The organism is Janibacter sp. HTCC2649 (assembly GCF_000152705.1).
Classification (GTDB): Bacteria; Actinomycetota; Actinomycetes; order Actinomycetales; family Dermatophilaceae; genus Knoellia.
Genome location: NZ_CH672413.1, coordinates 2,516,647 through 2,527,968, shown reverse-complemented (window position 1 = coordinate 2,527,968; position 11,322 = coordinate 2,516,647). Strand labels below are relative to the sequence as shown.

The 11,322-nt window shown below is 67.0% G+C and carries 10 protein-coding genes; 5 read left to right on the top strand and 5 right to left on the bottom strand.

What is annotated here, in order from left to right; all coding sequences use genetic code 11:
• Window positions 1-11 precede the first annotated feature (11 nt).
• Genes JNB_RS12125 through JNB_RS12110 form a run of 4 tightly spaced genes read left to right on the top strand, consistent with a single transcriptional unit; the run spans window position 12 to window position 5,577 of the window.
• Entirely contained in the window at window positions 12-1,604 is a 1,593-nt protein-coding gene (locus tag JNB_RS12125) for an acyl-CoA carboxylase subunit beta (RefSeq protein ID WP_009776769.1), read from the top strand.
• A 14-nt stretch (window positions 1,605-1,618) separates the two neighbouring features.
• The gene (locus tag JNB_RS12120; protein ID WP_237700652.1) at window positions 1,619-3,655 is read left to right on the top strand and encodes a biotin carboxylase N-terminal domain-containing protein; all 2,037 of its coding nucleotides are present in this window, start codon (window positions 1,619-1,621) and stop codon (window positions 3,653-3,655) included.
• A complete protein-coding gene (locus JNB_RS12115; RefSeq protein WP_009776767.1) occupies window positions 3,652-4,815 on the top strand; it encodes an acyl-CoA dehydrogenase family protein in 1,164 nt (387 codons plus the stop codon). Before JNB_RS12120 ends, JNB_RS12115 begins: the two co-directional genes overlap by 4 nt.
• A 24-nt stretch (window positions 4,816-4,839) precedes the next feature.
• Window positions 4,840-5,577: an enoyl-CoA hydratase-related protein gene (locus tag JNB_RS12110; protein ID WP_040884754.1), complete on the top strand. Its 738-nt coding sequence runs from the start codon at window positions 4,840-4,842 to the stop codon at window positions 5,575-5,577.
• A 38-nt stretch (window positions 5,578-5,615) separates the two neighbouring features.
• On the opposite strand, the gene JNB_RS21330 is transcribed toward JNB_RS12110, so the two are convergent.
• Window positions 5,616-6,416 (bottom strand): hypothetical protein, encoded by an 801-nt coding sequence (locus JNB_RS21330; protein ID WP_148232403.1) that lies wholly within the window; start codon window positions 6,414-6,416, stop codon window positions 5,616-5,618.
• A 118-nt stretch (window positions 6,417-6,534) separates the two neighbouring features.
• Between JNB_RS21330 and JNB_RS12100 the strand changes: the two genes are divergently transcribed.
• Window positions 6,535-7,032, top strand: coding sequence for a hypothetical protein (locus JNB_RS12100; protein WP_009776764.1), 498 nt, complete (start codon window positions 6,535-6,537; stop codon window positions 7,030-7,032).
• A gap of 658 nt (window positions 7,033-7,690) precedes the next feature.
• On the opposite strand, the gene JNB_RS12090 is transcribed toward JNB_RS12100, so the two are convergent.
• The 4 genes from JNB_RS12090 to JNB_RS12075 all read right to left on the bottom strand — a co-directional run bounded on the left by JNB_RS12090 (window position 7,691) and on the right by JNB_RS12075 (window position 11,319).
• Window positions 7,691-8,038, bottom strand: a complete 348-nt coding sequence (locus tag JNB_RS12090; protein WP_009776762.1) for a type II toxin-antitoxin system PemK/MazF family toxin — start codon at window positions 8,036-8,038, stop codon at window positions 7,691-7,693.
• A complete protein-coding gene (locus JNB_RS12085; RefSeq protein WP_009776761.1) occupies window positions 8,025-8,255 on the bottom strand; it encodes a ribbon-helix-helix domain-containing protein in 231 nt (76 codons plus the stop codon). The genes JNB_RS12090 and JNB_RS12085 overlap by 14 nt, the downstream gene beginning before the upstream one ends.
• A 100-nt stretch (window positions 8,256-8,355) precedes the next feature.
• Window positions 8,356-9,612 carry an ISL3 family transposase gene (locus tag JNB_RS12080; RefSeq protein ID WP_040884752.1) on the bottom strand — a complete coding sequence of 419 codons (1,257 nt, stop codon included), beginning with the start codon at window positions 9,610-9,612 and terminating at the stop codon, window positions 8,356-8,358.
• Window positions 9,613-9,744: 132 nt separating this feature from the next.
• The gene (locus JNB_RS12075; RefSeq protein ID WP_040884750.1) at window positions 9,745-11,319 is read right to left on the bottom strand and encodes an ATP-dependent DNA ligase; all 1,575 of its coding nucleotides are present in this window, start codon (window positions 11,317-11,319) and stop codon (window positions 9,745-9,747) included.
• Window positions 11,320-11,322 lie beyond the last annotated feature (3 nt).

Here is an 11,322-nt window from a genome sequence, read left to right as displayed (position 1 = left end):
CTGCTGTGAGCATGCGGACCACTGTGGATCCGACGTCGGCGACGTTTGCCGGCTTCCGCGAGGCCAACCTCGCCAAGCTGAGTGAGCTCGAGACGCACCTCGACGCTGCGCGCGCCGGGGGTGGCGAACGCTATGTCGATCGGCACCGTGCTCGCGGCCGCCTCACGGCACGTGAGCGGATCGAGCTGTTGCTCGACGAGGACGCACCGTTCCTCGAGCTGGCGCCGCTCGCTGCCTGGGGTTCGGACTATCCCGTGGGGGCGTCCGTCGTGACGGGCATCGGTGTCATCGAGGGTGTTGAGTGCCTCGTCGTCGCGAACGACCCGACGGTCAAGGGCGGTGCGAGCAACCCCTACACGCTCAAGAAGGTGCAGCGCGCCGCGCAGATCGCCCGCGAGAACCGGCTGCCGACGATCAACCTTGTCGAGTCCGGCGGTGCCGACCTGCCGACCCAGAAGGACATCTTCATCCCCGGGGGTGCGATGTTCCGCGACCTCACCCGGTCGAGTGCCGCGGGGGTGCCGACCGTGGCGCTGGTGTTTGGCAGCTCGACGGCCGGGGGAGCGTATGTGCCGGGCATGAGCGACTACGTCGTCATGGTGGCGGGCGCGGCCAAGGTCGCTCTCGGCGGACCGCCCCTGGTCAAGATGGCCACGGGCGAGGAGTCCGACGACGAGTCGCTCGGTGGTGGCGAGATGCACGCCAAGACGTCCGGGCTCGCCGACTTCCTCGCCGTCGACGAGGCGGACGCCATCCGCCTTGGCCGGCAGATCGTGCGAAACCTCAACTGGCGCAAGGCTGGTCCGCTGCCCAGCGACGAGGTGCGCGAGCCGGCGTTCGACGCGGAGGAGCTGCTCGGGATCGTGCCCGACGACCTCAAGGTGCCGTTCGACCCGCGCGAGGTCATCGCCCGGATCGTCGATGGCTCGGAGTTCGACGAGTTCAAACCCCTCTACGGGACGTCGCTGGTCGTCGGGTTCTCCCGGCTGCACGGCTACCCGATCGGCATCCTCGCCAACGCCCAAGGCGTGCTCTTCAGCGAGGAGGCCCAGAAGGCGACGCAATTCATCCAGCTGGCCAACCAGGTCGACACCCCGTTGCTGTTCCTGCACAACACCACCGGCTACATGGTCGGGGCCGCCTATGAGCAGGGCGGCATCATCAAGCACGGCTCACAGATGATCAACGCCGTCTCCAACTCGAAGGTCCCTCACCTCTCCGTGGTCATCGGTGCGTCCTATGGCGCCGGGCACTACGGGATGAGTGGGCGCGCCTATGACCCGTGCTTCATGTTCAGCTGGCCCAACGCGAAGTCCTCGGTCATGGGACCGTCGCAGCTCGCAGGGGTCGTCAGCATCGTGGCTCGGGCTGCCGCCGAGGGGCGCGGGCAGGAGTACGACGAGGACACCGACAAGGCCATGCGCTTCATGGTCGAGAAGCAGATCGAGAACGAGTCGCTCTCCTACTTCACGTCCGGGATGCTCTACGACGACGGCGTGATCGACCCCCGTGACACCCGATCCGTCCTCGGCATGTGCCTGTCCGCGATCCACAACACCCCAGTCGAGGGCGCCCAGGGCGGCTTCGGCGTCTTCCGGATGTGAGAGACGTGCCCGCCGTGAATGAACAGACGATGATCAGCACCCTGCTCGTGGCCAACCGTGGCGAGATCGCCCGACGGATCTTTGCCACGTGTCGAACCCTCGGGATCCGGACCGTGGCCGTCCACTCCGATGCCGATGCCGGCGCACCTTTTGTGGGCGAGGCCGACACGGCAGTGGGTATGCCGGGCAGCGCTCCCGCTGACACCTATCTTCGCGGTGATCTCGTCATCGCGGCGGCATTGGCCTCGGGGGCAGACGCGATCCACCCCGGCTACGGGTTCCTCTCTGAGAGTGGGGAATTCGCGCGCGCCGTTGAGGCTGCAGGGTTGATCTGGGTCGGGCCCACGCCGGATGCCATCGACTCGATGGGCTCCAAGACGCGGGCGAAGGAGATCATGGCCGCGGCCGGAGTGCCGATCCTGTCGGTCGACATCGACGCGCTGGAGGACTCCGACTTCCCACTCTTGGTCAAGGCGTCGTCCGGTGGTGGCGGACGTGGAATGCGCGTCGTGACCGAGGCTGGGCGACTGGCTGGTGAGCTGGACGCTGCGTCGGCCGAGGCGGCTGCGGCCTTTGGTGACGGGGCGGTCTTCGTCGAGCCCTATCTGCCGACGGCCCGCCACATCGAGGTGCAGGTCCTCGCCGATGCCCACGGAACCGGCTGGGTGCTGGGCGATCGCGACTGCTCCATCCAGCGTCGTCACCAGAAGGTCGTGGAGGAGGCGCCGGCGCCGCGGGTGAGTGACGAGGTGCGGTCGACGCTGCACGCGGCGGCTCTGGCTGCGGCCAAGGCGATCGGCTACGTCGGGGCCGGGACGGTCGAGTTCCTCGTCCGCGACGCCCACCTCGACTCGGGCGAGGCCTACTTCCTCGAGATGAACACCCGCCTCCAGGTCGAGCACCCCGTGACGGAGGCCGTGTCCGGTGTGGACCTCGTGGCGCTGCAGATCGCCGTGGCCGAAGGAACCGCCCTGGACCCTGAACCTCCTGCGGCCGTCGGTGGGCACGCCATCGAGGTGCGCCTCTATGCCGAGGATCCCGCTGACGACTGGCGGGCTCAGACCGGGACCGTGCGGACGTTCGCGCTGGACGGTGCCACAACGTTCGGTGCCGGTGCAGCGCAACGGAACTCACCGGCATACGGGATCCGTCTGGATTCGGCGATCGAGTCCGGGAGCGAGGTAGGTGTCCACTACGACGCCATGATCGCCAAGGTGATCGCCCACGCTCCGACCCGGACTGCCGCCGCTCGGATGCTGCGAGATGCGCTGCGCCGCAGTCGCATTCATGGTGTGAAGACGAACGCGGCCATGCTGCGCCAGATTCTGGCCGACGAAGCGTTCCTTGCCGGCGAGGTGCACACGGCACTGCTCGGTGAACGGTTGGACGCGTGGACCGTCGCAGGCGTGGACGAGGATGCGGTGCGTCGCTACGCCCTCGCGGCGGCGTTGGCCCAGGCGAGCACGGCCACCGCGCAGGCCCGGGTGCTCCGGAGTGTCCCGACGGCCTTCCGTAACGTGCCGTCGCAGGCTCGGACCCGCTCGTTCAGGCACGGGGGTGAGGTGGTGACCGCGTCGTATCGCGCTGGTCGGGCCGGGCTCGAAGCCGTGGGCCTTGACGATGTCGTCGTGCGCTCCGCGGGGCCGGACGCGGTCGTCCTGGCGCACGGTGGCGTGGAGGAGACCTATCGCGTGGCGGTCGGAGCGGACTTCGTCGACGTCGACGGGCCTCTGGGCAGCGTCTCGTTCGACACGGTGCCGCGCTTCACCGACCCGGCCGATGACGTCAAGGAGGGTTCGCTGCTCGCGCCGATGCCGGCAGTGGTCGTCCAGGTCGCCGTCGACGAGGGGCAGTCGGTCAGCAAGGGTGACGTCATCGCGGTGCTCGAGGCGATGAAGATGCAACACACCATCACGGCGTCGGCCGACGGCGTCGTCACCGACGTGCGGATGAGCGTGGGCGCGCAGGTCGCGTCGGGCGCCGTCCTGGCCGTTCTCGTCACGGCCACCTCCGACACATCCGAAGCAGCCGACGCAGGAGACCCCGCATGAGCACCCTCTTCACCGAGTCCGAGGAACGGCGCGCGCTGCGCAAGGCCGTGCGTGACCTGGGCACGAAGTACGGCCCGACCTACTTCACGGAGTGCGCCAAGGCGGGCAAGAAGACCGACGAGCTGTGGGCCGAGGCCGGGAAGCTCGGCTATCTCGGTGTCGCTGTGCCGGAGGAGTTCGGCGGTGGCGGCGGTGACATCGGCGATCTCGCGGCCGTGTGTGAGGAGCTGGCCGCGGCGGGATGTCCGCTGCTCATGATGGTCGTGTCGCCCGCGATCGTCGGCACGATCGTGGCGCAGTTCGGCACGCCCGAGCAGAAGCAGCGCTGGTTGCCCGGGTTCGCCGACGGCACGCTCAAGATGGCGTTCTCGATCACTGAGCCCGACGCGGGGTCCAACTCGCACAAGATCATCACGACGGCTCGCCGCGACGGTGAGGACTGGCTGCTGTCGGGCGGAAAGACCTACATCTCTGGCGTCGACGAGGCGTCGCACGTGCTCGTCGTGGCGCGAACCGAGGACGCCAAGACCGGCAAGCTGTCGCCGACGCTGTTCATCGTGCCGACCGACTCCGAGGGGTTCACGGCGAGCGAGATCGACATGGGCATCGTGTCGCCGGAGAAGCAGTTCACCCTGTTCTTCGACAACGTGCGGGTGGGTGCCGACGCTCTCGTGGGTCAGGAGGACGCGGGCATCGCGCAGCTCTTCGCCGGGCTCAACCCGGAGCGGATCATGGCGTCGTCCTACGCGACCGGGATGGCGCGGTTCGCGCTGGCCAAGGCGATCTCGTATGCCAAGGAGCGGTCGGTGTGGGACCAGCCGATCGGGGCTCACCAGGGCATCGCCCACCCGCTCGCACAGAGCCACATCGAGATCGAGATGGCACGCCTCATGACCCAGAAGGCGAGTGCGTTGCTCGTCGCCGGTGACCTCATGGCGGCGGGGGAGGCGGCCAACATGGCGAAGTACGCCGCTGGCGAAGCCGTCTGCAACGCCGTCGACCGGGCGGTCCAGACGCATGGTGGCAACGGGCTTGCGGCAGAGTACGGACTCGTCGACATGATTGCCGGGTCGCGCCTGTCGCGGATCGCCCCGGTGAGCCGCGAGATGGTGCTGAACTTCATCGCGCAGTTCAGCCTCGGCCTGCCGAAGTCCTACTGAGCCGTCCCACGAGAAGAGATGACGATGACCGAACTCGTTCACCTGGCCGTCGAGGACGCCGTTGCGACGATCACCCTCGACAGTCCCGCGAACCGCAATGCCCTGAGCCGGCAGCTCGTCACCGAGCTCACGGCCCACCTCGAGGCCGCGGACGTCGACCCCGAGGTGCGGGTCATCCGCCTGCGTTCGGCCCACCGGGTGTTCTGCGCCGGGGCTGACCTGTCAGAGGCGTCGAAGGGTCAGAGCGGTGCCACTGCTGCCCTTGTGGCCATGCTCCGGCGCATCGTCGCGGCGGACACTCCCGTCGTCGTCGAACTCGCGGGCCCGGTCGTCGCAGGTGGTCTCGGGATCGTGGGTGCGGCGGACATCGTCGTTGCCGCTGACGACGTCACGATGCAGCTGACCGAGGTTCGACTCGGGCTCGCCCCGGCGGTCATCTCGTTGACCCTCTTGCCTCGGCTCACGTCACGGGCGGCATCTGAGCTGTTCCTCTCGGGTCGCCGGATCACGGCTGCCGAGGCTGCGGCAGCCGGGTTCGTCTCGCGGGTCGTGGCACCAGAGGACGTGTCTGCCGAGGTCGACTCCGTCGTCGCTGACCTGGCGCTCGGCACGAGTCAGGGACTACGCGAGACCAAGCGGCTGCTCAACAAGGACCTGCTCGCCCACATCGACGCCCACGGCAACGAGATGGCCGAACTCTCCGAGCGCCTCTTCAACAGCGACGAAGCCAAGGCCGCCATGAAGGCCTTCCTCAACCGCTGACCCATTTCGAAACGTCCGCTCATGGCGATGTGCGGGCATCAGCCGATGGGTAAGGCCAGCCCACATTTGGAGTCTGCGGTCGGCGTTGACACCCAACAGGGCTTGTCCTTCGCCATCTCCGTGGCAAAGCGGGTAGACCGCGTCACTGAGCCGCTGGTGGTCTTTGCGGATACCTCGATGGTGGGCGGTGTCTTCAGCTCGGGGATGCTTCGCGGGCTGGGGTCTTCAGGGTTGAGCACCGTGGCGGACCAGAAGCCGTTGCGGGACGCGACGGTTTGTGCTCTGCCACCGATCGTTGCGCTGATGTCGGTGACGCCAGCGGCGTACCAGCCGTAGACGACGGAATCGTACTCAGCCCCCATAACGCCGGAGGCGCTCACCGGTGCTACGGCGTGGCCAGCGGGAATCCCTGTGGGTCCCAGTGAGGCCCAGAGCATCCCGTACCCCGTTTCGGGACCTCCGCCCATGACACACACAGCGGTAGATTCACCGTCGGTCGTGTAGCCGGCCACGAGGTAGAGCGGCTGAGCGGGAGTAAGGACCGGGCGTGGGTCAGCTCCGGTGCCGATGTTCTTGCGAGCTCTGACCCCTTCGAGCTGGCGTGCCTCAACAACAGTCCATCCGGACGACGAGACAACAGCTCCCTTACCTGCGCGTTGAATCTCACCATCGACGCAGGCCTGCAACATCTCGGCGCCGTCGCTGAGAACTGTTGTCGGTGGGGAGGGCTGCTGGCCGGGGATACTCTCTGCGGTCGTCCGTGCACTCCAAGCCACGCTCCCGGTCAGCACGGCCACCACGGCCGCGATCAACGCGGCTGAATTTTTCGAGCGACCCATTCTCGAACCGTAGGGTTGCCTGTCAGAACGGTCAATAGCGCTTTCCACGATGTTCGGTTCGTCGTTTCCTCGCCCGGATGTGCCTCTTGGGCGCTCCAGCGGTGAAAGGATCAAAACCGTGTCTCAGGATGTGCGCCTGGAAGAGTGCTCTGCGCCTGCGCTGCTCGACGTTGCGTTGACCACCCGCCTCCGACTGCAGGTCTCACCTTGGCAGGACGGCCACGGCGGGGTGGGCTACGCGGTCCATGAGGCAGGTGCGTTTCCGCGCCGGCCGGTTTGGGAGACGTTTCTATTCCTAGAGGAGGGGGCTGACTCCATTGCTTTGCACCCCTTCCCGGCAGAAGACCCTCAGACGCCTGGGCACGGCGACTCCACCGACCTCGTAATGACGATCGCGGCAGGAGTGCAGGATCTGGCCCAGATGCTCTTGTGGGAACACGGGAAAGACGCGACTTGGCCGTCTTGCCCCGCCCATCCGGGCGGCCATGCACTGCGCGTGCTGAGTCGGCGGATGAGTTGGAGCATGAACAACGGGGTCCCCGTCGTCGGCGAGGACAGCGGCGCGAACTGGACCTGTCCGGAAGGTGATTTCAGGACCCCGATAGGCACTCTCTGATGCCGAGCCAAGCGTCCTCGTTTACCGCACATGCCGCTCCGCGCGATCACGGCTGGGCTTATAGGAGGATGGTTCAAGTCGTCGAGTGAGGAGCACCCATATTGCCCCGCCCTGGACTTTCCCAGATCTGGGACATCGTCGCCGTGCTCTTGCTGCTTCCCATCGTGGTTCTGATGGGCAGCCAACTCCCCCAAGACTGGAAGCAGCACAGCGGTTCTGGCCTGCCCGGGAACGCAATCGTGGTTGCCGTTGAGCCCCTTCGTGGAGGCACCCACATCGTTGTCGACGTGTCAGACGAGTCGGGGCGGGTAGTCGCAACGCGACAGGAGGTCAACGGAGACGCGCCCCACGTCCTCGGCGCGGTATTCGCAGTCACGTACCTGCCCCCCGGCGACTCAGGAATGACGCAGGTGTACACAGTGGGACACGACCCTTTCAGAACCAACCTGCTGGTCTTCATACCCTGCGCCGTCGTGCTCTTCGTCGGCCTCGCGCGAGTGGGTGCTCGACTCTGGAAGCTGGGCAGTCGTTGGCGCTCACGAAACCGAACCGGCCCGTATCGAGCAGGCTACGGGTACACCCGCGAGTAGAACCCGCACTCCAGGTCGTCCGTTTCTAGCTGCGACCAACATCCGATCATGCCGCGTTGAGTGAGGCTTTAGAGCTGAAGGTGGATCCGGAGGGCATCGTCGAGCTGGGCCATCTGATGAGCGGGAACCCGGCCAATGACTTGTCCTAGGCGCTCGACGGACACCGATCGGATCTGTTCCCCCTGTGCTTTGCAATCCAGTCGAAGACCGGTCTCGTCCGCGGGTAGCAGGACTTGGAACGGGTAGACGCGTTCGACGTTGCTGGTGATGGGCACGATCGTGACGACGCCACGCCCTAACCGCGCAGCGCTTGAGTTGGCACGGTCGTTGCTCACGACGACTGCCGGGCGGCGCTTGTTGGCCTCGCTTGCGCGCGCTGGATCCAAGTCGGTCAAGCGGATCTCACCGCGCAGCATCGGTCAACCCGTCGGCCGTGGTGACCTCCCACGCGGTGGCCTCACCCGATGCCTGCCACTCATCCCAGGCAGCGGCATAAGCGTCCTCCAGCTCGGGGCCACGCAACATCCGGATGGCCCGCTGGATCGCGGCCGATCGGGACGGAACGCCTGCCGCCTTGACGTACTGATCCAACGCGGCAACGTCGTCATCGGACAAGCTGATGCTCAACTTCATACCTCCATCCTACTCGGGTAGCACAGAAGTACTACCCGAGTTGTTCGCCTCCGACTCCCGGGACTGGCTCGTGCCTAACCGTCCTATTGGGGCTCTCCTGTCATTCGTGTGGGTTGGTTGGGCGGTAAATCCCGAGGCTGAGCATGGCGAGGGCGATGAGGGCGTCGACGTTGTGGAAGCCGTAGGCGCGTCGGGTGATGACGCGGATCTTGTTGTTCGCTGACTCGGTCAGGGCGTTGTTCAGGCCGCTGGTCAGTGCTGCGTCGATGGTCTTGCGGTGCGCAGTGATCTTCAGGGCGAGCTCGATGAAGGGTTCGAGCTGGCTGGCTAGCGCGTGAGCTGTCCAACTCTCGAGCAGTTCCATGGCGGTCACGCCGCGGTCGTTGCCGGTACCGGTGGCGAACACCGCCCTGAGGGCTTCTTTGAGCTGCCAGGCGCGGTGCAGGTCGGGGTGGGTGGCGGCCAGCCACGACATTGACTCGACGTGTTGGTCGCCCCACCTGTCGGGGTTCATCCGCAGGGTCCACATGATGTTCTTGACCGGCACCCCTGCTCCGGTCGCGGCCCCGCTGCCCCGCTTCTGGCGGATCCGCACGGAATTCCACACCTGTCGGCGACAAGCGTCCAGGGCGTCCCCGGCCCACTGCACGATGTGGAACGGGTCAGCGCAATGGATCGCTTTCGGGGCATGTTCAGCAACTGGGCTCGCGATCCATGAGGCGCTGTCCGAGGTGACGTGGGTCAGATGTGCGGTGCGCTCAGGGCCCAAAGCAACGAAGAACTGGTTCACGGTCTCCTTCCGGGCCCGCGATCCCACCCACACCAATCGACCGGTGTCGTGGTCGACGACAACCACCAGGTAGCGGCGACCACGCCGGTAGGCCACCTCGTCAATCCCGATCCGGCGCAATCCATCCAAGCCATCGCTGCCGCTGGCCGCGCGGCGATCGGCGAGCACCCGCGTCACGATCGAACCGATGGTGCGCCACGCACATCGCAGGAGCGTGGTCACCGCCGTGATCGACATCTGCGTGGCGGCCCAGGCCGCCATGTCTTCGAACGCCGTGGTGTGCCTGGCCCCGTGCCGAGCCCACGGCACCCACGCGACCACGACCCCATGCTCACGGCAGCTCACCCGAGGGATCCGTGCGTGGACAAACACGCGTCGACGATCCCAATCCAAGCCACGCCATCGCCGTTGCCGACCACGGTCATAGCGCGGACACCGCCGCCGGCAATGTGGACACCGCTGCCGCGACCCGAACCTCGTGCGTGCCCGAACGAGCACAACGCCCTCGACCAATTCGGCCCCATCGACGACCACCTCGGAGGGGGCGAACCCGCACACCTGACCGATTACCCTCGTACTGAGCACGCTGCCGCGATCCCTTCATTCTCGTTCCTAGACAGTCGAGAACTTAGGCCGCAGCAGCGTGCTCACTCACGTTTACGACCCACACCAACAGCAGGAGAGCCCCTATTGGGTGGGTCAGGACCGGAGGAGGGCGCGGAGGGACTGGATCGTGTCGGCTTCAGCGGCAGGCTTCGCGTCGGTCAAGGCAGGGTCGCCGGGGGCGCCGTCGACTCGGTAGCGCTTGACCCTCGCGAAGCGCAGCGCGACGCCGCCGGGGTAGCGCGACGAACGCTGCACTCCATCAATGGCGATCTCGACGACGATCTCCGGCCGCATCATCACGGCCCACCCGTCCTCGGACTCGGCGTACTCCGGGAACGTCTCCGTCTGCCACCGCAGCAGCTCGTCGGTCAGCCCCTTGAACGTCTTGCCCACCATGACGAATCCACCCGCCGGACCGAACTCACCCTCGGGATCGCGCGCGCCGAGGTGCAGGTTGGACAGCCAACCGCTGCGCCGCCCGGACCCACGCTCCACCCCGAGCACCACCAGGTCATACGTGTGCACCGGCTTGACCTTGACCCAGTTCTTGCCGCGTCGTCCCGCCGCATAGGTCGAGTCGATGCCCTTGATCATCACGCCTTCGTGCCCCGCGGCCAGCGCGTCGGCCGCAACCCGCTGCGCGACAACGGGATCCGTGGTCACCTCACCAGCGATCCGGTATGCCGGCGCCACGCGTTCCAGCACCGCCAACCGTTCCGCGAGGGGCCGGTCGATGAGGTCCTCACCGTCGACGTGGAGAGCATCGAAGAACCGGGGCGCGAGTACCTGCTCGCGGATCATGTCGGCCCGCTTCTCGTCCGACCCGAAGCGACTCATCGTGTCCTGGAACGGCCGCGGCGAACCGTCGTCGTCGAGCATGAGCGTCTCGCCATCGAGGATGATCGACTCGACGGGCAGCCCCAACGCAACCTCGACGATCTCGGGCACCCGCGCGGTGATGTCGGCCAACGAGCGCGTGTAGACGCGCACGTCGGAACCGCTGCGGTGCACCTGGATTCGCGCGCCATCGAGTTTGTGCTCCACCGACGCCTCACCCGTCACGGTCAACGCCGCAGCCACATCGGCCGCCGTTGACGCGAGCATCGGCTGCACGGGCGTGAGCACCGCGAGCCCCACATCGGCCAGCGCCGCGGGCGACGCCAGGGCCAACTTCACCGTCCCCGACAGCGACCCACTGAGCATCACCGCACGCCGGACGTCCGCCAACGGCAACCCCACGGCCCGGGCCAGCCCATCGGTGAGCACTCCCTCGAGAGCCCCCGTGCGCATCTCCCCGGTGAGTGCTCGGACGAGGTAGTCCTGCTCGAACTCAGTCGCTCTCTCGAACAACGACGCGAGAGCAGCGTTGCGCGTCCCGACCGAACCCGATCCACCGAGCCCGGCGATGGTGTCGAGCACCGCATCGACGTCGCCGACGGTCAACGAGGGCTCACCTGCCGGAGCGGCAGCCTCACGCGCCGCATGGACCGTCCGGTAGCCCAACCCGATCGAGCCCTGCCGGATCGATCCGAGCAACAACCCCACCGCGGCCTCGGCCTCGTCGGGCCTGAGGTCGCGCAGTACCCCCGCCAGGACCTCGGTCTTCGCGGTCCGCGAACGGGTGGCAACGAGAGCGTCGGTCGCGTCGACAAGGCGAGTGAGCGGCATACC

Bases quoted from the DNA above. Each gene is read 5' to 3' on its own strand.
- JNB_RS12125 (WP_009776769.1), top strand. From the start codon at position 12: ATGCGGACCACTGTGGATCCGACGTCGGCGACGTTTGCCGGCTTCCGC.
- JNB_RS12115 (WP_009776767.1), top strand. From the start codon at position 3,652: ATGAGCACCCTCTTCACCGAGTCCGAGGAACGGCGCGCGCTGCGCAAG.
- JNB_RS12110 (WP_040884754.1), top strand. From the start codon at position 4,840: ATGACCGAACTCGTTCACCTGGCCGTCGAGGACGCCGTTGCGACGATC.
- JNB_RS21330 (WP_148232403.1), bottom strand. From the start codon at position 6,416: ATGGGTCGCTCGAAAAATTCAGCCGCGTTGATCGCGGCCGTGGTGGCC.
- JNB_RS12090 (WP_009776762.1), bottom strand. From the start codon at position 8,038: ATGCTGCGCGGTGAGATCCGCTTGACCGACTTGGATCCAGCGCGCGCA.
- JNB_RS12085 (WP_009776761.1), bottom strand. From the start codon at position 8,255: ATGAAGTTGAGCATCAGCTTGTCCGATGACGACGTTGCCGCGTTGGAT.
- JNB_RS12075 (WP_040884750.1), bottom strand. From the start codon at position 11,319: ATGCCGCTCACTCGCCTTGTCGACGCGACCGACGCTCTCGTTGCCACC.